The organism is Luteipulveratus flavus (genome assembly GCF_029439465.1).
Classification (GTDB): Bacteria; Actinomycetota; Actinomycetes; order Actinomycetales; family Dermatophilaceae; genus Luteipulveratus; species Luteipulveratus flavus.
Genome location: NZ_JAROAV010000033.1, coordinates 214,368 through 237,405, shown reverse-complemented (window position 1 = coordinate 237,405; position 23,038 = coordinate 214,368). Strand labels below are relative to the sequence as shown.

General features: G+C 72.1%; 26 protein-coding genes and 1 tRNA gene. 18 read left to right on the top strand and 9 right to left on the bottom strand.

Translation table 11 applies throughout. The features are described from left to right. Positions 1-191: 191 nt before the first annotated feature. Positions 192-1,286: a DUF2332 domain-containing protein gene (locus P4R38_RS14340; protein ID WP_277192740.1), complete on the bottom strand. Its 1,095-nt coding sequence runs from the start codon at positions 1,284-1,286 to the stop codon at positions 192-194. Between the two features lie 39 nt (positions 1,287-1,325). On the opposite strand from P4R38_RS14340, the gene P4R38_RS14335 reads away from it, so the two are divergent. The 6 genes from P4R38_RS14335 to P4R38_RS14310 all read left to right on the top strand — a co-directional run bounded on the left by P4R38_RS14335 (position 1,326) and on the right by P4R38_RS14310 (position 7,801). After that, the gene (locus P4R38_RS14335; RefSeq protein WP_277192738.1) at positions 1,326-2,270 is read left to right on the top strand and encodes a quinone oxidoreductase family protein; all 945 of its coding nucleotides are present in this window, start codon (positions 1,326-1,328) and stop codon (positions 2,268-2,270) included. Between the two features lie 64 nt (positions 2,271-2,334). Next, entirely contained in the window at positions 2,335-3,390 is a 1,056-nt protein-coding gene (locus P4R38_RS14330; RefSeq protein WP_277192736.1) for a 3-isopropylmalate dehydrogenase, read from the top strand. A 142-nt stretch (positions 3,391-3,532) separates the two neighbouring features. Continuing rightward, a complete protein-coding gene (locus P4R38_RS14325) occupies positions 3,533-4,639 on the top strand; it encodes a branched-chain amino acid aminotransferase (protein ID WP_277192734.1) in 1,107 nt (368 codons plus the stop codon). Position 4,640: 1 nt separating this feature from the next. Beyond that, on the top strand, positions 4,641-5,456 hold the full coding sequence (locus P4R38_RS14320; protein WP_277192732.1) for an HAD family hydrolase: 816 nt from the start codon (positions 4,641-4,643) through the stop codon (positions 5,454-5,456). A gap of 267 nt (positions 5,457-5,723) precedes the next feature. Further along, complete coding sequence (gene cimA / locus P4R38_RS14315) at positions 5,724-7,301, top strand: citramalate synthase (RefSeq protein WP_277192731.1); 1,578 nt, start codon at positions 5,724-5,726, stop codon at positions 7,299-7,301. Positions 7,302-7,351: 50 nt separating this feature from the next. Further along, positions 7,352-7,801 (top strand): group II truncated hemoglobin, encoded by a 450-nt coding sequence (locus P4R38_RS14310; RefSeq protein ID WP_277192729.1) that lies wholly within the window; start codon positions 7,352-7,354, stop codon positions 7,799-7,801. Positions 7,802-7,807: 6 nt separating this feature from the next. Here P4R38_RS14310 and P4R38_RS14305 read toward each other — a convergent pair whose 3' ends face one another. Both P4R38_RS14305 and P4R38_RS14300 read right to left on the bottom strand, forming a co-directional pair. Further along, entirely contained in the window at positions 7,808-8,554 is a 747-nt protein-coding gene (locus tag P4R38_RS14305; RefSeq protein WP_277192727.1) for a dienelactone hydrolase family protein, read from the bottom strand. Positions 8,555-8,563: 9 nt separating this feature from the next. Then, positions 8,564-9,427 carry a 3-methyladenine DNA glycosylase gene (locus P4R38_RS14300; RefSeq protein WP_277192725.1) on the bottom strand — a complete coding sequence of 288 codons (864 nt, stop codon included), beginning with the start codon at positions 9,425-9,427 and terminating at the stop codon, positions 8,564-8,566. Between the two features lie 56 nt (positions 9,428-9,483). Between P4R38_RS14300 and P4R38_RS14295 the strand changes: the two genes are divergently transcribed. The 6 genes from P4R38_RS14295 to P4R38_RS14270 all read left to right on the top strand — a co-directional run bounded on the left by P4R38_RS14295 (position 9,484) and on the right by P4R38_RS14270 (position 15,071). Continuing rightward, positions 9,484-10,536, top strand: a complete 1,053-nt coding sequence (locus P4R38_RS14295; RefSeq protein ID WP_277192723.1) for an SGNH/GDSL hydrolase family protein — start codon at positions 9,484-9,486, stop codon at positions 10,534-10,536. 16 nt (positions 10,537-10,552) lie between these two features. Beyond that, on the top strand, positions 10,553-11,323 hold the full coding sequence (locus tag P4R38_RS14290; RefSeq protein WP_277192720.1) for a fumarylacetoacetate hydrolase family protein: 771 nt from the start codon (positions 10,553-10,555) through the stop codon (positions 11,321-11,323). 172 nt (positions 11,324-11,495) lie between these two features. Further along, positions 11,496-12,305, top strand: coding sequence for an LLM class flavin-dependent oxidoreductase (locus tag P4R38_RS14285; protein WP_277192718.1), 810 nt, complete (start codon positions 11,496-11,498; stop codon positions 12,303-12,305). 81 nt (positions 12,306-12,386) lie between these two features. Further along, complete coding sequence (murI, locus tag P4R38_RS14280) at positions 12,387-13,220, top strand: glutamate racemase (protein WP_275238862.1); 834 nt, start codon at positions 12,387-12,389, stop codon at positions 13,218-13,220. Beyond that, a complete protein-coding gene (locus P4R38_RS14275; protein WP_275238861.1) occupies positions 13,217-13,987 on the top strand; it encodes an MBL fold metallo-hydrolase in 771 nt (256 codons plus the stop codon). Before murI ends, P4R38_RS14275 begins: the two co-directional genes overlap by 4 nt. 73 nt (positions 13,988-14,060) lie before the next feature. Then, positions 14,061-15,071, top strand: coding sequence for a 2-dehydropantoate 2-reductase (locus tag P4R38_RS14270; RefSeq protein WP_277192716.1), 1,011 nt, complete (start codon positions 14,061-14,063; stop codon positions 15,069-15,071). Positions 15,072-15,097: 26 nt separating this feature from the next. Here the strand turns inward: P4R38_RS14270 and P4R38_RS14265 are convergent, their stop codons facing one another. Beyond that, the gene (locus P4R38_RS14265; protein WP_277192785.1) at positions 15,098-15,226 is read right to left on the bottom strand and encodes a hypothetical protein; all 129 of its coding nucleotides are present in this window, start codon (positions 15,224-15,226) and stop codon (positions 15,098-15,100) included. Positions 15,227-15,231: 5 nt separating this feature from the next. After that, complete coding sequence (locus P4R38_RS14260; RefSeq protein ID WP_277192715.1) at positions 15,232-15,468, bottom strand: SDR family oxidoreductase; 237 nt, start codon at positions 15,466-15,468, stop codon at positions 15,232-15,234. A 37-nt stretch (positions 15,469-15,505) separates the two neighbouring features. Here P4R38_RS14260 and rph point away from each other — a divergent pair, with 37 nt between their 5' ends. Genes rph through P4R38_RS14240 form a run of 4 tightly spaced genes read left to right on the top strand, consistent with a single transcriptional unit; the run spans position 15,506 to position 19,339 of the window. Next, positions 15,506-16,267: a ribonuclease PH gene (gene rph / locus P4R38_RS14255; protein WP_275238857.1), complete on the top strand. Its 762-nt coding sequence runs from the start codon at positions 15,506-15,508 to the stop codon at positions 16,265-16,267. After that, entirely contained in the window at positions 16,267-16,875 is a 609-nt protein-coding gene (rdgB, locus tag P4R38_RS14250) for an RdgB/HAM1 family non-canonical purine NTP pyrophosphatase (RefSeq protein WP_277192714.1), read from the top strand. The genes rph and rdgB overlap by 1 nt, the downstream gene beginning before the upstream one ends. Beyond that, on the top strand, positions 16,872-18,443 hold the full coding sequence (locus tag P4R38_RS14245; RefSeq protein WP_277192713.1) for a molybdopterin-dependent oxidoreductase: 1,572 nt from the start codon (positions 16,872-16,874) through the stop codon (positions 18,441-18,443). Before rdgB ends, P4R38_RS14245 begins: the two co-directional genes overlap by 4 nt. Before the next feature lie 20 nt (positions 18,444-18,463). After that, a complete protein-coding gene (locus P4R38_RS14240; RefSeq protein WP_277192712.1) occupies positions 18,464-19,339 on the top strand; it encodes an alpha/beta fold hydrolase in 876 nt (291 codons plus the stop codon). A gap of 27 nt (positions 19,340-19,366) precedes the next feature. On the opposite strand, the gene P4R38_RS14235 is transcribed toward P4R38_RS14240, so the two are convergent. Together P4R38_RS14235 and bcp are read right to left on the bottom strand one after the other, a co-directional pair. Beyond that, positions 19,367-19,452: transfer RNA gene (locus tag P4R38_RS14235), tRNA-Leu, on the bottom strand. Between the two features lie 33 nt (positions 19,453-19,485). Beyond that, positions 19,486-19,953, bottom strand: a complete 468-nt coding sequence (gene bcp, locus P4R38_RS14230) for a thioredoxin-dependent thiol peroxidase (RefSeq protein WP_277192711.1) — start codon at positions 19,951-19,953, stop codon at positions 19,486-19,488. A 106-nt stretch (positions 19,954-20,059) separates the two neighbouring features. Between bcp and P4R38_RS14225 the strand changes: the two genes are divergently transcribed. Together P4R38_RS14225 and P4R38_RS14220 are read left to right on the top strand one after the other, a co-directional pair. Beyond that, entirely contained in the window at positions 20,060-20,329 is a 270-nt protein-coding gene (locus P4R38_RS14225) for a DUF3618 domain-containing protein (RefSeq protein ID WP_275238852.1), read from the top strand. Positions 20,330-20,360: 31 nt separating this feature from the next. Next, positions 20,361-20,657: a GroES family chaperonin gene (locus tag P4R38_RS14220; RefSeq protein ID WP_275238920.1), complete on the top strand. Its 297-nt coding sequence runs from the start codon at positions 20,361-20,363 to the stop codon at positions 20,655-20,657. A gap of 90 nt (positions 20,658-20,747) precedes the next feature. Here the strand turns inward: P4R38_RS14220 and P4R38_RS14215 are convergent, their stop codons facing one another. Together P4R38_RS14215 and tdh are read right to left on the bottom strand one after the other, a co-directional pair. Beyond that, the gene (locus tag P4R38_RS14215) at positions 20,748-21,944 is read right to left on the bottom strand and encodes a glycine C-acetyltransferase (protein ID WP_277192709.1); all 1,197 of its coding nucleotides are present in this window, start codon (positions 21,942-21,944) and stop codon (positions 20,748-20,750) included. A gap of 35 nt (positions 21,945-21,979) precedes the next feature. Beyond that, positions 21,980-23,017 (bottom strand): L-threonine 3-dehydrogenase, encoded by a 1,038-nt coding sequence (gene tdh / locus P4R38_RS14210; protein ID WP_275238850.1) that lies wholly within the window; start codon positions 23,015-23,017, stop codon positions 21,980-21,982. Positions 23,018-23,038: the final 21 nt, after the last annotated feature.

Sequence of the window (23,038 nt, the reverse complement as noted above, 5' to 3'; positions counted from 1 at the left end):
CGCGTTGCCGCTGACTGAGACCACACGCACGTACGACCCGCTCACGAGACGTGAGCACCATGGAGGACTGATTCGGATGACCGAAGAGCAGAAGGAAGCCCGTCGCGCACTGCAGGAGTCCCTGGACCTGCGCGACTGACGATCGCCGCTCATCGAGCCCCCGGCCGCCACGGCCGGGGGCTCGTGCGTGCTCAGGCCGGGGCGATCCAGGCGCCGTGCGGGTGGGCGGTGCCGACCAGCGCCGGGCTCGCCTCGTGGCCGCCTCGCCAGCGCCGGAGCCCGAGGCTGGTGACACCGCCGTCCCGGACGTGCTCGTCGGGGATGCCGGGTACGCATCCCGGCGGCTCCGCCGTCGCCCAGGTGACCGGCACGCCGTCGGCCGCGACCGACTCCAGGGACGCGGCCACCTCCACCCGGCGGTGCGGCTCGACGTAGGTGAGCGCCCACGAGGTCAGGACCACCAGGTGCGCCCCGGCGAACGCACTCGCCAGCGCCTGCTCCGCGACGGCGGGGAGGTCGTCCACGATGTCGCCCCGGACGACGTCCACCGGGTGCTCGCGCGCCACCCGCACGGCCGCCCGGAAGCGCTCGACCCGTCCCTCGACCTCCGGCCACAGGCACGCCTCCAGCCACCGGACCCGGTCCTGGTCGGCGAGGTCGACGGGGGACCGGTCCAGACCGGCCCGGCCGGCGATGCGCGGCACCGTCATCGGGACGGCCGCAGGCGCACGCAGCTGCCCCCGGCAGTGCACCGCGGAGTCCGGGTCGCCCAGGGTGGTGTCGCCGATGTCGGTGCGGTAGCGGTCCACCTGCAGGAGCAGTCCGGCGCTCGCGCCCAGCTCGAGCAGCACGACCGGCGTCCTGGACAGGTCCGCGGCCGCGGCCGACAGCAGCGCCGCGACGTACACGCTGCGGTTGACCTCGTTGGTCTGGGTCGACCGGGTGCGCATCACCTCACCGAGCTCGTCCGCGTGGTCGAGCACGGTCCGCCGCACCTTCGGCCACGGGTCGCCCTCGACCCGCTCGTGGGAGCCGGTGACGCTCGGGTACCACCGGGCGATCGGCAGGTCCGGCTCGCGCAGGACGAGGTCGTGCAGGGCCGCCAGCCACAGCACCGGACGCCGCTGTCCCGGTGCGGCGTCCATCAGCAGCGACGCGGTCTCGTCGTCGTCCGCGACCGCCCGGGCCAGCCGGGAGTACAACGACAGCTCCGGGTAGGCATCGGCGAACTGACGGAAGTGCTCCTGGACGTCGCGCAGGGCGACGGCGTCACCGTACGCAGGCATGTCGCCCAGCCTAGGGACAGGCGGGCCTACGCTGCGGACATGACCAGCACCGAGGCCCTCGTCGTGACCGCGCCGGACCAGCTCGAGCTGCAGCAGGTCGAGGTGCCCGACCCGGAGCAGGACCAGGTGCAGGTCCGGGTCGCAGCGGTCGGGGTGAACTTCATCGAGGTCTACCAGCGGCAGGGCGTGTACGACGTGCCGCTGCCGTTCCGGATCTGCTCCGAGGGGGCCGGTGAGGTCGTCGGGACCGGTGAGCGCGTGGCGTGGGCGCAGGTCCCGGGCAGCGCGGCGCAGGTCATCAACGCACCGCGCGATGCGCTGGTGCCGGTGCCCGACGGCGTCGACCTGGAGGTGGCGGCTGCGGCGATGCTGCAGGGCATGACCGCGCACTACCTGGTGAACAGCACGTATTCCGTCAAGCCGGGTGACGTCGCGCTGGTGCACGCGGCCGCGGGAGGCGTGGGCCGGCTGCTGGTGCAGATGATCACCGAGCGAGGGGGCGAGGTGATCGCCACGGCCGGGACGCAGGGCAAGCGCGACATCGCCCTCGCCCTGGGTGCGCGTGCCGCGATCGACTACACCCAGGACGATGACCTGGCCGAGCAGGTGCGCGATGCGAATGACGGTCGGGGCGTCGACGTCGCGTACGACGGGGTCGGCAAGGCGACGTTCGACGCGTCGCTGGGGTCGCTGCGGCCGCGCGGGATGCTCGTCCTGTTCGGCGGCTCGAGCGGTCAGGTCCCGCCGTTGGACCTGCAGCGGCTCAACTCCGGCGGCTCGTTGTACGTCACCCGCCCGACCCTCGGGCACTACATCGCCACACGCGAGGAGCTGCTGCTGCGCTCGGGGGAGGTGCTGGAGTCGATCAGGACCGGCTCGCTCGACGTCGAGATCGGGGGGCGCTACCCGCTGGCGGAGGCGTCGCAGGCGTACGCGGACCTCGAGGGACGCCGGACGGTGGGCAAGCTGCTGCTGGTGCCCTGAGGTCGCCCGTCCGTATGCCAAGATCGTGATACCAGAATGCAAGACGCGGAACTAGCGTGGCCCCATGAGCACGGGAGCGCGAGACAGCATCGACCTGGCGGTCATCGGGGGAGACGGGATCGGTCCTGAGGTCGTCGCCGAGGGGCTGAAGGTCCTGGAGGCGGCCTCGGACGCCAAGGTCAACCGCACCGAGTACGACCTCGGCGCGCGCCGCTGGCACGAGACCGGTGAGACCCTGCCCGACTCCGTCCTGCAGGAGCTGCGCGGCCACGACGCGATCCTGCTCGGTGCGATCGGGGACCCCTCCGTCCCGAGCGGCGTCCTGGAGCGCGAGCTGCTGCTGCGCATCCGCTTCGAGCTCGACCACTACGTCAACCTGCGTCCCGCCCGGCTCCATCCCGGCGTCATCACTCCGCTCGCCGTCGACCGCGTCGCTCCGGACGGGGTCGACCTCGTCGTCGTCCGTGAGGGGACCGAGGGCCCGTACACCGGCAACGGCGGAGCGCTGCGGGTCGGTACGCCGGCCGAGCTGGCCACCGAGGTCAGCGTCAACACGCGGTTCGGCGCCGAGCGGGTCGTCCGCGACGCGTTCGCCCGCGCGCAGGCGCGGCCGCGCAAGCACCTCACGCTCGTCCACAAGCACAACGTCCTGCGGTACGCCGGCCACCTGTGGCGGCGGACCGTCGAGGAGGTCGGCACCGAGTTCCCCGACGTCGAGACGGCGTACGCCCACGTCGACGCCGCGACGATGTACCTGGTCCAGGACCCGGGCCGCTTCGACGTCATCGTCACCGACAACCTGTTCGGCGACATCATCACCGACCTGGCGGCCGCGGTGACCGGAGGCATCGGCCTGGCGGCCTCGGGCAACATCAACCCCGACCGGAGCGCCCCGTCGATGTTCGAGCCGGTGCACGGCTCGGCGCCCGACATCGCCGGCCAGGGCAAGGCCGACCCGACCGCCACCATCCTGTCGGTCGCCATGCTGCTCACCCACCTCGGGCGCACGCAGGAGGCTGCGCGCATCGAGCGCGCCGTGGCGGGCGACCTCAGCGACCGGCGCAACGCCGTCCGCACCACCGGCGAGGTCGGCGACGCCATCGCGTCCCGCCTGGCCTGAACGACCGTCCGCCCGGCCGGTCCCGCCCACCGCACCGCCCGGTCTCGACTGGAGAGACGGGGCTTGTGATCGGCGCCACCATGGGAGTCGTACGCTTCGGGTGAGCAGTCCGCGCCGTCCCGATGTCCTCGAGGAGCGAGTCATGTCCACGTCTTCGACCCTGTCCTTCACCGTCACCGAGCGGACGGACCGCGCGTCCGAGGCCGATCGCGCGGCGGTGCTGGCCAACCCCGGCTTCGGGCAGCGGTTCACCGACCACATGGTCCTGGCGACCTGGCGCAAGGGCGAGGGCTGGGGCGACGCCCGCGTCACCGCGTACGGCCCGTTGCAGCTGGAGCCGTCGGCCGCCGTCCTGCACTACGCGCAGGAGATCTTCGAGGGCATGAAGGCCTACCGGCACGCGGACGGCTCGGTGTGGACCTTCCGCCCGGAGGCCAACGCGGCACGGTTCGCCCGCTCCGCGCACCGGCTGGCGCTGCCGGCGATGGAGGAGGCCGACTTCCTGGGCTCCCTGCGCGCGCTCGTCGAGACCGACATCGACTGGGTGCCGGACGCGACCACCGGTGAGTCCAGCCTGTACCTGCGGCCGTTCATGTTCGCCTCCGAGGCGTTCCTCGGTGTACGACCGGCCAACGAGGTCACGTACTGCCTGATCGCCTCCCCGGCCGGGTCCTACTTCGCCAGCGGACTGAAGCCGGTGTCGCTGTGGATCTCCGAGCACTACTCGCGCGCGGGTGTCGGCGGCACCGGTGCAGCCAAGTGCGGTGGCAACTACGCCGCCAGCCTCGCCGCGCAGATCGAGGCCGCCGAGCACGGCTGCGACCAGAGCGTCTTCCTGGACTCCCTGGAGCAGAAGTACATCGAGGAGCTGGGCGGCATGAACGTCTTCCTCGTGTACCGCGACGGCCGGCTGGTGACGCCTGAGCTCAGCGGCTCGATTCTCGAGGGCGTGACGCGGTCCTCGATCCTGGAGCTCGCCAAGGACCTGGACCTGGAGCCGGAGGAGCGCCGGATCAGCCTGGAGGAGTGGCGCGCCGGTGCCGAGTCCGGCGAGATCACCGAGGCCTTCGCGTGCGGCACGGCGGCCGTGGTCACCCCGGTCGGCCGTCTCGTCTGGAACGGCGGCGAGGTGCGCACCGGGCCGCAGGGCGAGGGCGGCGAGGTCGCCACCAAGATCCGCGAGGCGCTGCTGGACATCCAGACCGGACGCACCGAGGACACCCGCGGCTGGCTCACCCGCCTGGCCTGACATGCCACCCCGCGTGGTCGCGACCGACCTGGACGGCACGCTGCTGGACCCGTCCGGGGCGGTCAGCGCTCGGACGCGGTCGGCCCTGCGCCGCGTCCAGTCGCTCGGCGTCGAGACGGTCTTCGTGACCGCCCGGCCACCGCGGTGGCTGGACGCACTGGCGAACGACGTCGGCGGCCACGGCATCGTGCTGTGCGGCAACGGCGCCTTCGTGTACGACGTGCGCTGCCAGCAGGTGCAGCGCACCCACGGGTTCGACCGGCCCACCCTCGACCGGCTCGTCCAGCGGCTGCGTACGACGGTGCCCGGCATCGCGTTCGCCGCCGAGTGCGCCGATGGCAGCCACGCCGAGCGCGCGTACCCGCCGTACCTGCCGGACTGCAAGCCCGCGGATCTACTGGTGGAGGAGATGGAGCGGCTGCCGGCGCAGACCGTCGTCGGCAAGCTGCTCGGCCGGCACCCCGGGCTGGACCCGCAGGAGTTCCTGGACCAGGTGGTCGCGGCGGTCGGCGAGGAGGCCGTCGCGGCCTTCTCCGGTGCCGAGGGCCTCGCCGAGATGAGTCCGGTCGGGGTCAGCAAGGCCATCGCGCTGGAGCGGTGGTGTGGCGAGCGCGGCCTCGGCCCGGACGACGTGTGGGCCTTCGGCGACATGCCGAACGACCTGCCGATGCTCGACTGGGCAGGCACCTCCTACGCCGTCGCGAACGCCCACCCGCAGGTCCTGGCGGCCGCCGACCGCCGGTGCGCGAGCAACGCCGAGGACGGGGTGGCGCAGGTGCTGGAGGCGCTGGTCGGCGAGCTCGCCGCCACGATCTGAGACGTGCGTTCCGATGACCGGACGTCGGTGCGAGACTGGCCGCGTGATGAGCCCTGGGTCTGCGGTCACCCCCGCAGTGACGATCATTATCTGCTAGCGCGCTGGATCTGCTCCGGCGCGCGAACCTCCCGTACCCCGGGAGGTTTTTTCGTCCCCGGGCACCATCACCGCACCGGAGGCGAGCGGCCGGAGCTCGGGAGTCACGCCCGAGCCATCACCACCTACCGACCACCGAGCACCTCCGTTCCCGCCAGAGGATGGGCCGCGATGAGCACCGTTCACGTCTACGACACGACCTTGCGCGACGGCGCGCAGCAGGAGGGTCTGAACCTCTCCGTCACCGACAAGCTGGCCATCGCCGCTCACCTGGACGACCTCGGCGTCGGGTTCATCGAGGGCGGCTGGCCGGGCGCGAACCCCAAGGACACCGAGTTCTTCCGGCGGGCCCACGACGAGCTGGACCTGCGCACCGCTCGGCTGGCGGCGTTCGGGTCCACCCGGCGTGCCGGCGCACGGGCGGCGGAGGACCCGCAGGTCGCCGCCCTCCTGGACGCCCGTACGCCCGTCGTCACCCTCGTCGCGAAGTCCCACCCCCGGCACGTCGAGCTGGCCCTGCGGACCACGCTCGCGGAGAACCTCGCGATGATCGAGGACACGGTCTCCCACCTCGTGGCCGCCAGTCGGACGGTCTTCCTCGACGCCGAGCACTTCTTCGACGGCTACGCCCTCGACCCGGCGTACGCGCTGGAGGTCGTCCGGACCGCGGCCGGTGCGGGCGCCGAGGTCGTGGTGCTCTGCGACACCAACGGAGGCATGCTCCCGCCGCAGGTCGGCCAGGTGGTCCAGCAGGTCGCCCGGGACACCGGCGCCCGCCTCGGCATCCACTGCCACAACGACACCGGGTGCGCGGTCGCCAACTCCGTCGCCGCGGTGCAGGCGGGCGCCACCCACGTCCAGGGCACGATCAACGGGTACGGCGAGCGCACCGGCAACGCCGATCTCGTGACCGTCATCAGCAACCTGCAGCTCAAGCTCGGCCACCCGCTGCTCCCGCCGGAGCGTCTCGCCCGAGCGGCCGCCCTGTCCCACCAGATCAGCGAGATCACCAACGTCGTCCCGTACAGCCGGCAGCCGTACGTCGGGGCCAGCGCGTTCGCGCACAAGGCCGGCCTGCACGCCAGCGCGCTGCGGATCGACCCGGACCTCTACCAGCACACCGATCCGGCGCTGGTCGGCAACCAGATGCGCACGCTGGTGTCGGACATGGCCGGTCGAGCCAGCATCGAGCTCAAGGGCAAGGAGCTCGGGTACGACCTCTCCGACCGTCCCGAGCTGCTGGCCCGGATGGTCCGGACGGTGAAGGACCTGGAGCTGCAGGGCTGGACCTTCGACGCGGCGGACGCCTCCTTCGAGCTGCTGCTGCGCCGGGAGGTCACCGGGGAGCCGCTGCGCTACTTCGACGTCGAGTCCTGGCGCGTCATCACCGACTCGGGCTCGGACTCCTCGCTGTCGGAGGCGACGGTGAAGCTGGTGGCGGCGGGGGAGCGGCAGGTCGCCGTCGGCGAGGGCAACGGCCCGGTCAACGCCCTCGACCACGCCCTGCGGCAAGCGCTCGCCGTCGCCTACCCCGAGCTCGACAAGCTCGAGCTCATCGACTTCCGGGTACGCATCCTGGACGCCTCGCACGGCACGGACGCGACCACCCGCGTCCTCGTCGAGACCTCGGACGGGAGCTCCTCCTGGGAGACCGTCGGTGTCGCCGGCAACATCGTGCACGCCAGCTGGCTCGCGCTGATCGACTCCTTCACCTACGGGCTGCTCTCCCAGGGCGTCGAGCCGCGCTGAGTGCCGATTCGTCCAAGCGGGGACCGCCCGGCGCGGCGGATACTGCCGGCATGGAGACGATCTACGAGCGCCTCGGTGGCGTCGACGTGGTGCTGGCCCTCGCGCGGGCCTGGCACGCGCGCTGCCTGGCCGACCCGGTCGTGAGCCACGCCTTCTCGCACGGCTTCCACCCCCAGCACGACGAGCGGCTGGCGGCGTACTGGGGCGAGGTGCTCGGCGGGCCGCCGACGTTCACGCGGACGCTCGGCGACCAGTCCACGGTGACGCGGATGCACTCGGGCAACGGCGAGCACCACGACATGGACCGGCGCGCGCTCGCCTGCTTCGAGGCGGCGCTGGACGACGTGCCGGTGTCCGACGACCCGCAGCTGCGGGAGGCGCTGACGACGTGGTTCGGATGGGCGATCCAGCGGATGGGCGACTACCACGAGTCGGCTGACGACGTCCCGGCCGGCCTGCCGATGCAGCACTGGTCGTGGGACGGCCCGACGTCCGGCTGAGACCGGTCAGGCGGGGGAGAGCGTCCGGTCCAGGAGCGCGCGCAGCTCGGTGTACATCCGCTCGGTCGCGGCCTCGTCGTACACCGCGGTGTCGGCCATCGTGTAGCCGTGCGCGGCGTCGGAGTACACCTCGTTCGTGGCGGTGAGCCCGGCGGCTTCCATGGCGTCGCCGAGGCGTTCGATCGCTTCCGGCGGCATCGACCGGTCCTGGTCGGCGTGGCCGAAGACGAGCTCGGCGCGCGCGTTCGGCAGACCCAGGTGCGGGCTGTCGGGCTCGTCGGTCGCGAGCCGCGCGCCGTGGAACCCGCCGACGGCGACGAAGCGCTGGTCCTGGCCGGCGGCTCGTACGGCGAGCTGGGCGCCCATGCAGTAGCCGACCGTCCCGAACCGGCCCCCGGTCACCCCGTCCAGGTGAGCGAGCGCGTCGGTGTACGCGGCGATGTCGGCGGTCGTCCGGTCGGCGGTGAGCTCGTCGACCCGCGGCATCGCCTGCTGGAAGAACTCGTCCCGGGCGCCGGGCTCGCGCAGGTCGCGCGTGGGGCTGGTCTCGGCGGCGGTGCCGCTGCGGTAGAGGGTGTTCGGTGCGAGGACGACGTACCCCCAGCTCGCGATGCGGTCGGCCATGTCGGCGATCTGCGGCCGCAGCCCGATGGCGTCCACGAACAGCAGCACGCCCGGACCGTGGCCGGTCTCCGGGCGGGCGACGTACGCCTCGCTCGGGCCGTCGGGGGCGGCGATCGTCATCAGCTCCATGCCCGCACGCTAACCGTTGTGCAGGACCGTCTCGCAGACCGCCAACAGCCGGCGGCGCAGGTCCTGGCCACGCGCGGCGAACGCGCGCTGCCGCCGGACGTACTCCGCCTTGCCCTCGGCGGTCTCGATCCGGACGGGCTCGACGTCGAGCTCGCTGAGGTCGTACGGCGCCGCCTGCATGTCGAGCAGCCGCACGTCACGGGCGAGGTCGAAGCAGTCCATCACCAGCTCCGACGGCACGGCAGGCGTGAGCTTGTACGCCCACTTGTAGACGTCCATGCCGGCGTGCAGGCAGCCCGGCTGCTCCATCAGGACTTGTGTGTCCCGTTGCGGCGCAACGGAGTTCAGCGGCCGGGCGGATGGGGTGAAGAACCGGTATGCGTCGTAGTGGGAGCAGCGGACGGTGTGCGACTCGACGACCTCGTCGGTCCCGGCCCCACCGAGGCGCAGCGGCCAGTCGGCGTGCCGGACCTCGTCCTGGTCGAGCCGGTAGACCATGGCCCACTCGTGCAGCCCGAAGCAGCCCAGGTGAGCGGGACGGTCGAGCGTGGCCCGCAGCAGGTCGCGGACGAACCGCACGGCATCACCGCGAGCGGACAAGAACTCCTCGACGTCGACGACCGACGCGCCGTGCCGCTCCACGTAGAACCGCCACGGTCGACCGGCACCTTCCAGGGCGACACCGACGCCAGGGTGCCAGCGGCGCAGCTGGGCGGGCCGGTGGGAGTAGTAGGTGAACAGGAAGTCCTCGACCGGGTGCGCCCGCGCGTCCTGTCGCCGCGCTCGGTGGGCGGAGGTCGCCCGGTCGACCCGGTCGTGGTGCGTTGACTGGATCGTTACCCAGGAGTCACGCGGGAGGAGTCGAACGGCCATCGCCACTACTGTATTCGTGCGACAGTGTCGTGATCTGCAGCACATCAGGAGGCACCATGCAGCGTCGCCGCGCGACCGTCATCCTCAGCGCCACCGCACTCGCCGCGACCTCGGTCATCGGCGTGGTCGCCTCGGGCTCCACCACGGCCTCGGCCGCCGGCTCCGACGGGTGGTACGTCGCGATGGGCGACTCGCTGGCCGCGGGCTACCAGCCGGGCCAGGGCGACGACAAGACCGGCGGCTACGTCGGCGGCGTCCTCGCCGGGGCGAAGAAGTCGGGCTCGGACCTGCAGCTGAAGAACTTCGCCTGCTCGGGCGAGGACACCACGACGATGACCAGTGGCGCGATCTGCGGCAGCTACGACGAGGGCACCAACCAGCTGGCCGCGGCCGAGAGCTTCCTCAAGACGCACCCGACCACCCGTCTGATCACGCTCGACATCGGTGCGAACGACGTGCAGCGGTGCGCGAAGGGGAGCAACGTCGACCTCCCGTGCATCACCGCCGGTCTGCAGAAGGTCGCCACCAACCTCCCGCCGATCCTCACCCGCATCCGCGCGGCGGCGCCGGACGCCCGCATCGTGGTCGCGAACTACTACAACCCCTTCCTCGCCGCGTGGCTGCTCGGCCCGGACGGCCAGTCGCTGGCCAAGGTGTCGGTCAACCTCCAGCGCAGCCTGAACTCGACGATCGACGGGGCCGCGAAGGGCGTCAACGCTCGGGTCGCCGACGTCGGTGCCGCGTTCAAGAGCGAGGACTTCACCTCCTCGACCACTCCGTCGCCGGTCGACCCGACCGCGAAGCTGCCGACCAACGTCGCGCTGATCTGTGCCTGGACCTGGATGTGCGCCAAGAACGACATCCACGCCAACGACACCGGGTACGGCGTGATCGCCCGGACCGTCCTCGGCGTCGTCGGCACGCTGCCCACGCCGACCCCGACGCCGACCGGTGAGCCGTCCTCTCCGACGCCGTCCAGCCCCACGCCGACCGGTGGACCGGGTAGCCCGACGACCACGGGCGGGCCGACCCCGACCGAGCAGCCGAGCACCACTCCGGTGCCGACACCGACCGGTACGGCCACCGGACCCATCGTCCAGACCGGGTAGGTCCTAGGCTCGGTTCGTGCGCATCGCGAGGTACACCACAGGCGAGGACCCCACGTACGGGCTGGTCGACGGCGCCGGCGACAAGATCGCCGAGATCTCCGGCGACCCGCTCTACAGCAAGATCGAGCTGACCGGCCGGACCACGACGGTCGACGAGGTCCGGCTGCTCGCGCCGGTGATCCCGCGCAGCAAGGTCATCGGCATCGGCAAGAACTACGCCGAGCACGCCCGGGAGATGGGCGGTGAGGCGCCGACCGAGCCGCTGATGTTCCTCGTCCCGAACACCGCCGTCGCCGGGCCGGACGACCCCGTGGTCATGCCGCCGCAGTCGCAGCGGGTCGACTACGAGGGTGAGCTCGCCGTCGTCATCGGGCGGATGTGCAAGGACGTGACCCCGCAGGAGGCCCGCCAGGTCGTCTTCGGCTACACCGTCGCGAACGACGTGACGGCGCGCGACCTGCAGAAGTCGGACGGTCAGTGGTCGCGGGCCAAGGGGTTCGACACCTTCTGCCCACTCGGCCCGTGGATCGAGACCGACCTGGACGTCAGCGACCTGCGGCTGCAGACCCGGGTGGACGGCGAGGTCCGCCAGGACGGGACGACGGCGGACATGATCCACGACGTGTGGACGCTGATCTCGCACGCCTCGCAGGCGTTCACGCTGCTGCCGGGCGACGCCATCCTGACGGGCACTCCGGAGGGAATCGGACCGGTCGAGCCGGGTCAGCGGGTCGAGGTCGAGATCGACCAGATCGGCGTGCTCGGCAACCCGTTCCTGCGCCGCTGATCTCGGCTGCCGCCTCGCGGTGCCCGAACTGCGTCTGGCGCTCCTCCCGGTGTCCTGACTGCGTCTGGTGTTCCTGACGCAGCTCGAACCGCGTCAGGAACACCAAACGCAGTTCGATCGCCGGTGGACGTGGACGCCTGCCGGTGTCGGAGGCCAGCGCTAGCGTCCACGCATGACCTCGATCGGTGTCATCTCCCCGCCCGACCAGCCGCCGGAGCTGTTGCGCGGCGTCGCCGTCGCGACCGAGGAGGCGGGCCTGGACGAGCTGTGGCTGTGGGAGGACTGTTTCGCCGAGAGCGGCGTCGCGGCCGCCGCCGCAGCGCTCGGCTGGACGCAGCGGATCGCGGTCGGCATCGGGCTGATGCCGGTGCCACTGCGCAACGTCGCCCTCACCGCGATGGAGATCGCCACGCTGTCCCGCCTCTTCCCGGGCCGGATCCTGCCGGGCATCGGGCACGGCGTCCTGGAGTGGATGGGCCAGGTCGGGGTGCGTGCCGAGTCCCCGTTGACCTTGCTGCGCGAGTACACCACGGCGCTGCGGTCCCTGCTGGACGGCGAGACGGTCACCACCGACGGCAGGTACGTCCGCCTGGACGACGTCCGGCTGACCTGGCCGCCCGCAGCCCGACCGCCGCTGCTGGTCGGTGCCGTCCGCCCGAAGACGCTCGCCCTGGCCGGTGAGCTCGGCGACGGAGTGATCTTCACCGGTGACACCTCGCCCGACCAGGTCGCCGACGGAGTCCGCGTCGTCCGTGAGGCCCGGGAGCGCGCGGGCCGCGCCGGCGCCCCGGACGTCGTGGCCTTCACGGCCGCACCTGTCGGCAGCCGCGCCGAGACACTGGCGGCGCTGGTACGCGAGCACGCCGACGCCGGCGCGACGCGGGTGACCGTCTGCGGGCTGGACGACGAGGGCCGTCCCGTCTCGGACGAGCGCATCCTCGACCTGGTCGGCGCGCTGGGCGAGGTCCGGGCGGCGGGCTGACCGGGCCGGACGCCCCAGGACGTGAGGAGACCGACACCGTAGATGACCGATCCGACGCGGATCGGCACTTAGGCTGGTGCGGTGTCTGACGCGCCGATCGGGATCTTCGACAGCGGGTACGGCGGACTCACCGTCGCCCGAGCGGTGCTCGACCAGCTGCCCCACGAGTCCATCGCCTACCTCGGCGACACCGCGCGCGCCCCGTACGGCCCTCGCCCGATCGCCGAGACCCGTGCGTTCGCCCTCGAGTGCCTGGACCGGCTGGTCAGCCACGGCGTCAAGGTCCTGGTCATCGCCTGCAACACCGCCAGCGCGGCCATGCTGCACGACGCGCGCGAGCGCTACGACGTCCCGCTCGTGGAGGTCATCCGCCCGGCGGTCCGGCGCGCGGCCAGCGCCACCCGCAACGGTCGCATCGGCGTCATCTCCACGCGGGGGACCCACCAGTCGCGCGCGTACCTGGACGCCTTCGCCGCTGCTCCCCACCTGCAGGTGACCAGCGAGCCGTGCCCGCGGTTCGTGGAGTTCGTCGAGGCCGGCGTCACCGGCGGCAAGGAGCTGATCGACGTCGCCCGTGAGTACCTCGAGCCGCTGCAGCAGCGCGACGTCGACACCCTCGTCCTCGGATGCACGCACTACCCGCTGCTCACCGGCGTCATCTCCTACGTCATGGGCGACACCGTCTCGCTGGTGTCGTCGGCGGAGGAGACCGCCAAGGACGTCTACCGGGTCCTCGCCGACGCCGACCTGCTGCGGGCCGACGACGCGGGGGCGCCCGGGATGTCGTTCACCACCACCGGCGACGCGGAGGAGTTCCGTCGTCTGGCGCGCCGCTTCCTGGGCCTCGGTCCGGAGTTCGACCACGTCTTCAGCAACGACTTCCAGCACGCTGCCGGGCGGGTGGCCGCCCGATGAGACTGATCGTGATCGGCTGCTCCGGCTCGTTCGCCGGACCCGACTCGCCGGCGTCCTGCTACCTGGTGCAGTCCGAGCACGAGGGCCGGACCTGGAACCTCCTGCTCGACCTCGGCAACGGCGCGCTGGGTGCGCTGCAGCGCCACGTCGCGCTGGACGCGGTGGACGGCGTCATGCTGACCCACCTGCACCCGGACCACTGCGCCGACCTCGCCGGGTACTTCGTGGTCCGCAAGTACATGCCCGGGGGTCCACTGCCGGGCGGTCTGCCCGTCCACGGGCCTGCGGGTACGCGGGAGCGGCTTGCGCGCCTGTACGGCGCCGACGCGCCGGAGGACGTCGGCGACCAGTTCACCTTCACCGAGCTCGCCGACCGCGCGCCGGTGCGGATCGGCCCGTTCGCCGTGACGCCGTACCTGGTCCACCACCCGGTCGAGGCGTACGGCTTCCGGGTGGAGGCCGACGGCGCCGTGCTGGCGTACACCGGCGACACCGACGCCTGTCCCGCGCTCGACGAGCTGTGCGCGGACGCCGACCTCGTGCTGGCCGACTCGGCGTTCGTCGACGGTCGGGACGACGACCTGCAGGGGGTGCACCTGACGGGCAGCCGCGCGGCCCGCGCGGTCGTCGACGCCGGCGGGGTGAAGCGCCTCATGCTGACCCACATCCCGCCGTGGAACGACCCGCGGGTGTGCCAGGACCAGGCCGCGACCGTCTGGTCCGGCGACGTCGAGCTCGCCTGCGCCGGCCGGACGTACGAGCTGTAGCCGAACGGTCCGCCGTTCCGCTTCCGGAAGACCGCGACCGGCGCGGCCGCCTCGACCGGCGATACTGGCCGACATGAGAGCTGCCGTCCTGGGTGCGGGGAGCATCGGGTGCGTCGTCGGAGCGGCCCTGAGCGAGACGGCGGAGGTGCGGCTGATCGGGCGGCCGCGTGTCGTCGACGCGGTCCGCGAGCACGGTCTGCGCGTGACCGGCTACGACGGCTCCGAGCACCGGGTACCGGCCGGCACGCTCGAGGCCACCACCCACGCCGCAGCGGCCGAGGGGTGCGACGTCCTGCTGGTGACGGTGAAGTCCGGCGCCACGCAGGAGGCCGTCCGCGAGGTTCAGCCCTACCTGCGGCCGGACACCGTCGTGGTCAGCCTGCAGAACGGCCTGCGCAACACCGACCGCATCCGCGAGGTGCTGCGCGCGCACGCCGTCCTGGCCGGGATGGTGTCGTTCAACGTCGTCCAGACCGACCCGGCGGTCCTGCACCGGGCGACGTCCGGGGAGGTGATGGTGGCCGACGACCCGGCCGTCGCGGACCTCGCCGACCTCGCGTCACGGACCTGGCTGCCGTTCCGGACGCGGACCGACATGGTCGAGGTGCAGTACGCCAAGCTGCTGCTCAACCTGATGAACGCCGTGGTCGCCCTGGCCGACCGTCCGCTGAAGGAGTGTCTTGGCGAGCGCGACTACCGGCGCGTCCTGGCCGCCTGTCAGCGGGAGGCGCTGGCCGTGTTCGCTGCCCAGGGCGTACGTCCGGCGCGTCTCGGCCCGATCCCCGCGGCGGCCGCCGCGCGGGTGCTCACCCTGCCCGACGCGCTCTTCACCCGGCTGGCCGCGGCGCAGCTCCAGGTCGACCCCAACGCCCGCTCGTCGATGTGGGACGACCTGCAGCGGGGGCGGACCACCGAGATCGAGGAGCTGCAGGGCGCCGTCGTCCAGCTCGGCGCCGAGCACGGCGTCGCGACCCCGGCGTGCGCGCGGATGGTCGAGCTGGTCCACGACGCCGAGGACGCCGGTCCGGGGCGCGGGGCCTGGTCGGGTCCCGGCCTGCTCGCCGAGGTCGCGACCGGACGCTGACGGCGGCGCTGGCGCAGCGCCGACGCTCAGACCGGCTGACCCGCCGGGCGCAGGACGATGTGCGCCACCTCGGCGCGTACGGCGTCGGCGAGGCTGCTGACAGCCGCCTTCGTCGCGCCGTAGGGCGAGCCCGGCACGGGCCGGCGCGCCGCCATCGAGCTCACCAGGACGTAGTGGCCGGACTCTCCTCCCACGAGGCGACGTCGCACGTTCTTACCAGCGCCCGGTCCTGGTCCAGGCCGAGGTCGTCGACCAGCGCACGCAGCCGTTCCTCTCGGCGCGCCGCCAGCACCACGCGGTAGCCGGCGTCACTGGCGCGTCGGGCACACGCGGCGCCGATGCCGCTGGACGCACCCGTCACCACGAGCACGTCGTCCTGCGGGGTGGTTCGCTCCATCGATCGAGCGTAGGACGCGGTACGTAGGCTGGGAACCATGACGAACGACGCCACGCCCCGGCACGACGGCCGCGCACCCGACCAGCTCCGTGACATCCGCATGACCCGCAACTGGAGCGACCACGCGGAGGGGAGCGTGCTGGTGGAGTTCGGCCGTACGCGGGTGCTGTGCACCGCCTCGTTCACCGAGGGCGTGCCGCGCTGGCTCAAGGGGCAGGGCACCGGCTGGGTCACGGCGGAGTACGAGATGCTGCCGCGCGCGACCAACACCCGCTCCGACCGTGAGTCGCGCAAGGGACGCGTCGGCGGACGGACGCACGAGATCTCCCGCCTGATCGGACGCAGCCTGCGCGCCGTCATCGACACCAAGGCGCTCGGCGAGAACACCATCGTGCTCGACTGCGACGTGCTGCAGGCCGACGGCGGCACCCGTACGGCGGCCATCACCGGCGCGTACGTGGCGCTGGTGGACGCGATCGCCGACGCCAAGGTCCGCAAGCTGATCCCGGCGAAGGCCGAGCCTCTCACCGGGTCCGTCGCCGCGGTGAGCGTCGGCATCATCGACGGCCGAGCCGTGCTGGACCTGGACTACCCGGAGGACTCCACCGCCGGCACCGACATGAACGTGGTGATGACCGGGCGGGGTGAGTTCGTCGAGGTGCAGGGCACCGCCGAGGGGACGCCGTTCGCCCGGGCCGAGCTCGATGCGCTGCTCGACGTGGCCGCCAAGGGCATCGCCGACCTGACCGCGCTGCAGGAGAAGTCACTCGCCGAGCAGGCGCGGGACCGGGTGCTCTGATGGGCCGCCGGCTGGTCCTCGCGACGCGGAACCCCGGCAAGCTGCGCGAGCTGCGCGGCCTGCTGGCGGGCGTCCCCGAGCTGGCCGACGTCGAGGTCCTCGGAGCCGGTGACATCGACGGCGTCGCGGAGGTCACCGAGACCGGCGTGACCTTCGAGGAGAACTCCCGGCTCAAGTCACGGGCTGTGTGCAGAGCGACGAGCCTGCCTGCCATCGCTGACGACTCGGGCCTCACCGTCGACGTGCTCGGTGCCGCGCCGGGCGTGTGGAGCGCGATGTGGTCCGGGCGCACGGGTGACGACCAGGCCAACATCGACCTGCTGCTGGCTCAGCTCGCCGACGTCGACGAGGAGCGGCTGACCGCGTCCTTCAGCAGCACGGTCGTCCTGACCCTGCCGGACGGCACGGAGCGCGTCCACGTCGGGCGGCTCGACGGCCGCCTCACCCGGGACCAGCGGGGCAGCAACGGCTTCGGCTACGACCCGATCTTCCTGCTGCAGGACGGGCGGACCCTCGCCGAGCTCGACGACGCGGAGAAGAACGCGATCTCTCACCGTGGCAACGCGTTCCGCGCGCTGCTGCCGGACCTGGTCGAGCTGCTGTCATGACCGAGCAGCAGAACGCCGGTGTCGCACGACGCGGCGCGCTGCTGATCGGTGCGCTCGGCGGCGTGGTCGTCGGTGCGGTGACCCTCGCGGTGGCCGAGCTGATCGACGGTGTGCTGCAGCGCGGCGGCTGGGCCGGGGGAGAGCCGTCGCCCGTCCTCGCCGTCGGCGGCGCGTTCGTCGACCGGACTCCGTTGTGGCTCAAGAACTTTGCTGTCGAGACGTTCGGAACCGACGACAAGCTCGCCTTGTTCGTCGGCATGGGGCTCGTGCTGGCCCTGCTCTGCTGCCTGATCGGCCTGATCGCCCTCCGCCGGCTGCAGGTGGCGCTGCTGCTCACGGTCGTCCTGGTGGGCGTCGCCGCTGCGGCCGTGGCGACCCGCCCGGGGAGCCATGCCCTGGACCTGCTGCCGATCCTTCTCGGCGGCGCCTGCGGTCTGCTGGTCCTGCGCGGGTGGTTCGGACGGATCGGCCGACCTGCCTCCGAGGGCAACGCGGTCGACCGACGTACGGCTGTCGGGATCGGCGCGGGTGCGCTCGTGGCGACCGCGTTGCTCGGGTGGGGCGGGCGGGCGCTCGGCAGCGCGGGTCGCGCGGTCGACGAGGCGCGCCGAAAGGTCGCGATCCCTCGGGTGCGGCGGCCGGTCGCGGTTCCGGCCGGCGCGTCGGTCGGCGTCGGGGGAGTGACGCCGTTCGTCGTCCCGCAGCGCGACTTCTACCGGATCGACACCGCGCTCGTCGTGCCGCAGGTCGATCCGGCCGGCTGGCGGCTGCGGGTGCACGGGATGGTCGAGCACGAGGTCGAGATCGACTGGGAGACCCTGCTGTCCAAGCCGATGCAGGAGGCCATGGTCACGCTGATGTGCGTCTCCAACGAGGTCGGCGGCAACCTCAACGGCAACGCCATCTGGACCGGGTGGCCGGTCCGTGAGCTGCTCGCGCAGGCCCGGCCGAAGCCCGGGGCGGACATGGTGCTCTCCCGCAGCGTGGACGGCTTCACCGCCGGCACGCCGCTGGAGGCGCTGACCGACGACCGCAACGCGCTGCTGGCCATCGGGATGAACCGCGAGCCGCTCGCGCCCAAGCACGGTTTCCCGGTCCGGCTCGTCGTGCCGGGCCTGTACGGGTACGTCTCGGCGACCAAGTGGGTCGTGGACCTGAAGGTCACGACGTTCGCGCAGGACGAGGGCTACTGGACCCCGCGCGGATGGTCGGCGCGCGGCCCCGTCAAGACCTCCTCGCGCATCGACGTCCCCTCCGACAACGACACCGTGCAGCGGGGTTCCGGCGGCACCGTTGCCGTCGCCGGAGTCGCCTGGGCGCAGCACCGGGGTGTCACCGGAGTCCAGGTCCGCATCGACGACGGCGAGTGGACCGACGCCCGGCTCGGCACCGACGCGACCGTCGATGCCTGGCGGCAGTGGGTGTACGCGTGGCCGGCCTCTCCCGGCAAGCACACGATCGCCGTCCGCGCCCGGGACAGCACCGGGGAGTGGCAGACCGGCGAGACCGCGCCGCCGGACCCCGACGGCAGCACCGGCTGGCACACGATCGGCGTCACCGTGACCTGAGCCGGTGTGAGGATGAGGCCATGGACACCCTCACCCTGCCGGACGGGCGCACCCTCGACTACATGATCAGCGGACCTGACGGGGGAGAGGTCGTGCTGTTCCACCACGGCACGCCGGGCTCGCTGCACGCCTCGCACCGCATCGAGGAGGCGGCGCACGACGCCGGTCTGCGAGTGCTGACGTACTCGCGCGCCGGTTACGGCGGGTCCACGTCGAAGCCGGGACGACGCGTGGTGGACGTCACCGCCGACGTGGCCGCGCTGCTGGACCACGTGGGTGCCGAGCGTTGTGTCGTCGCCGGGTGGTCCGGCGGCGGCCCGCACTGCCTGGCGACCGCAGCACGCCTGCCCGACCGGATCGTTGCGGCTCTCGTGATCGCGGGAGTGGCGCCGTACGACGCGGACGGTCTGACCTTCCTCGACGGCATGGGCGAGGACAACATCGACGAGTTCGGCGCGGCGGCCGAGGGCGAGCCCGCGCTACGGACCTACCTCGAGCCGTACCTGCCGCAGCTGCGCGCCGCCACGCCGCGGGACATCATCGAGACCCTGTCCTCGCTCCTGCCCGACGTCGACCGAGCCGTGATCACCGAGCGTACCGGCGAGGACCTCGCTCGCAACTTCCACGAGGCGCTCCGGGTCGGCCTGGAGGGTTGGCTGGAGGACGACCTGGCGTTCACCCGGCACTGGGGCTTCGAGCTGGACGAGGTGACGGTGCCGACGTACGTGTGGCAGGGCAGTCTGGACCTGATGGTGCCGTTCGCGCACGGCCAGTGGCTGGCCGCGCACCTCCCGAACGCGACCGCGCACCTCATCGAGGGCGAGGGACATCTGTCGATCGGGGACGGCCGGGCCGTGGAGATGATGGCCGAGCTCGCCGGCGCCTGGCGCGCGTGAGCCACGCCGGCGCCGGCTGAGCACACCTGGTGCGCGAGGCGGGATTCGAACCCGCACACCCGAAGGCGCCGGCACCTAAAGCCGGTGCGTCTACCCAGTTCCGCCACTCGCGCGCACCGGGAGCCTACGCGGTCGGCGGCTGAGACTCACGCGAGCTTGAGGGCCTTGGACAGAGCGGCGACGTGACCGGTGGCGCGCACGTTGTACTTCGGCAGCACCACGACGCCGTCCTCGTCCAGCACGATCGTGGACCGGATGACGCCGGTGACGGTCTTGCCGTACAGCTTCTTCTCGCCGTACGCGCCGTACGCCTCCAGCACCTGCTTGTCCGGGTCGGACAGCAGCGGGTACGTCAGCGCCTCCTGCTCGGTGAACCTCGCGAGCTTCTCCGGCACGTCAGGCGAGATGCCGATGACCTCGTACCCCGCGTCGCGCAACGTGCTCAGGGAGTCGCGGAAGTCGCACGCCTCCTTGGTGCAGCCGGGCGTCATCGCGGCCGGGTAGAAGAAGATGACCAGCTTGCGACCGCGGAAGTCGCCGAGCGAGACCTTCTCCCCGGTGGAGTCCTGCAGGGTGAAGTCGGGCGCGATGTCGCCCGTCTCGAGGCGGGGCATGGGTCCTCCTGGACGCGTGAACGGTGCCGGTGCGGGGTACGACCCCTACGTTAAGGTCGCAGCGACAACGATGTGGACGGCCGTCGCTCAACGAGAAGGAGACACCATGGCAGAGAAGCGCACGCGCTCCGAGCAGGAGATCGAGGCCGACCTCGCCGCCACCCGCCAGCGTCTGGCCGGCACGATCGATGAGCTGGCCTTCCGGGCCCAGCCCAAGGAGATCGCCAAGCGCCAGGTCGAGGGCGTGAAGCTCGCGGCCAACGACGCGACGCGGACGCCCGACGGCGAGCTGCGGCACGACAAGGTCGCCGGCATGCTCGGCGGCTTCGGAGCGGTGGCGCTCCTGCTCGGCCTCATCCGACGCGCGCGTGGCTGAACCCGCCACCTCCGGAGACCTCCCCATCCGGATGCTCCACGACCGCGTGCTGGTGTCCCAGCAGGGGGAGTCGGGGGAGCGCAAGTCCGGCGGCGGCATCGTCATCCCGGCCACCGCCAGCGTCGGCAAGCGGCTCGCGTGGGCGCAGGTCGTCGCGATCGGCGCCCACGTACGTCAGGTCCGCCTCGGCGACCGGGTGCTCTTCGACCCGGAGGACCGGGCCGAGGTCGAGCTGCAGTCCAAGGAGTACGTCCTGCTGCGCGAGCGCGACCTGCACGCCGTCGCGGCCGAGGCCCGCGACAACGGTCAGACCGGCCTCTACCTCTGACCCGATCGACGCCCGCGCAACACCGTCACACCCGCGAGTCCTGTCTGTCCGGCCCTCCATGGAGTGCCGAGCAGACAGGACTCGCGTGGTTCAGGACCCGGTGACCTCGGCGCGGGCGTCGACGAACGCCTGCACGCACGTACGGACGTCCTCCTCGCTGTGCGCCGCCGACAGCTGCACGCGGATGCGCGCCCGGCCCTGCGGCACGACAGGGTAGGAGAAGGCGATGACGTACACGCCGCGCTGCAGCATCGCGTCGGCGACCTGCGCGGCCGTACGCGCACCGTCCTCGCCGGGGAACATCACCGGCGTGATCGGGTGCGAGCCCGGCAGCAGCTCGAAGCCCGCGTCGGTCATCAGCTCCCGGAACAGGGCCGTGTTGCGCTGCAACGCCTTTCGCTGGTCGTTCGAGGTCTCCGCGAGCTCCAGGGCCTTGAGCGAGCCGGCCACCACGCTCGGCGCGACGGCGTTGGAGAACAGGTACGGCCGGGAGCGCTGGCGCAGCAGGTCGACGATCTCCTGGTGCGCGGCGACGTACCCACCGGAGGCGCCGCCGAGCGCCTTGCCGAGGGTGCCGGTGACGATGTCGACGCGGTCCAGGACGCCCTTGAGCTCGTGCGTGCCGCGACCACCGTCGCCGACGAAGCCGACGGCGTGCGAGTCGTCGACCATGACCAGCGCGCCGAACTCCTCGGCGAGGTCGCAGATCTCGTCCAGCGGGGCGTAGTAGCCGTCCATCGAGAAGACACCGTCGGTGACGACGACCGTACGGCGGGCGCCGGCGTCGCGGGCCGCCTCCAGCTGCGTCCGCAGGTCGGCCATGGCGGCGTTCTTGTACCGGAACCGCTTGGCCTTCGACAGCCGGATGCCGTCGATCAGCGAGGCGTGGTTGAGCTCATCGGAGATGATCGCGTCCTCGGCGCCGAAGAGCACCTCGAACGTGCCGCCGTTGGCGTCGAAGCAGGAGGAGTAGAGGATCGCGGCGTCCTGGCCGACGAAGTCGGCGATCCGGCGCTCGAGCTCGGTGTGCTGCGCCTGGGTGCCGCAGATGAATCGGACCGACGCCATCCCGAACCCCCACTGCTGCAACGCCTCCGACGCCGCGGCCACGATCTCGGGGTGGTCGGCCAGGCCGAGGTAGTTGTTGGCGCAGAAGTTCAGCGCCTGCGCCTGCTGCGTCGTCACGTGCGCGGACTGGGGCGAGGTGAGCTCGCGCTCGCGCTTGGTCAGGCCGGCGTCCTCGATCTCGGCCAGGGTGGCGGTCAGGTCGTCCTTGATGCGGTACATCGGTGGCTCCTTGCGTGATGGGGTCGCGGGTGCGGTCAGCTCCAGTCCATGACGACCTTGCCGCACTGGCCGGAGCGGGCGGCGGCGAAGGCGTCCTCCCACTGCTCGGCGGGGAAGCGGTGGGTGATGACCGAGCGCACGGCGTGCTCGAGTGCGCTGGAGGACTGCAGCATCGCGCTCATGGCGTACCAGGTGTCGTACATCTCCCGGCCGTAGATGCCCTTGATGGTGATCATGTGGGTGATCACCCGGCTCCAGTCGATCGGGAACGGCCCGGCCGGCAGCCCCAGCATCGCGATCCGACCGCCGTGGTTCATGTTGGCGATCATCTCCTCGACGGCGGAGGGGTGACCCGACATCTCCAGCCCGATGTCGAAGCCCTCGCGCATGCCGAGCTCGCGCTGGGCGTCGGCGACCCGCTCCCGGGTGACGTTGACGACGCGATCGGCGCCGGCGGCCCGAGCGAGGTCGAGGCGGTAGTCGCTGACGTCGGTGACCACGACGTTGCGGGCGCCGACGTGCTTGGCGATGGCCGCGCCCATGACCCCGATCGGGCCGGCGCCGGTCACCAGGATGTCCTCGCCGGCGATGGGGAAGGACAGCGTCGTGTGGGTGGCGTTGCCGAACGGGTCGAAGACCGCGCCCACGTCGGGGTCCATCGAGTCGGGCTGGACCCACACGTTGGAGGCAGGGATCACGACGTAGTCGGCGAAGGCGCCGTCCCGGTTCACGCCGATGCCGATGGTGCGGATGCACAGGTGACGACGGCCCGCGCGGCAGTTGCGGCACTCGCCGCAGACGATGTGGCCCTCGCCGGAGGCGCGCTGCCCGACCTGGACGCTGGTGACGTTGGCGCCGATCTCGACGACCTCGCCGAAGAACTCGTGGCCGATGATCTGGGGGACGCGGACGGTCGAGGCCGCCCACTCGTCCCACTTCTCCAGGTGCAGGTCGGTCCCGCACAGACCGGCCCGCAGCACCCGGATCTTGACGTCGTCGGGTCCGCAGGTCGGCTCGGGGGCGTCGATGAGCTCGAGGCCAGGAGCAGCGTTGGTCTTGGCTAGTGCACGCACGCGGGCCAGTGTGCCTCCCCG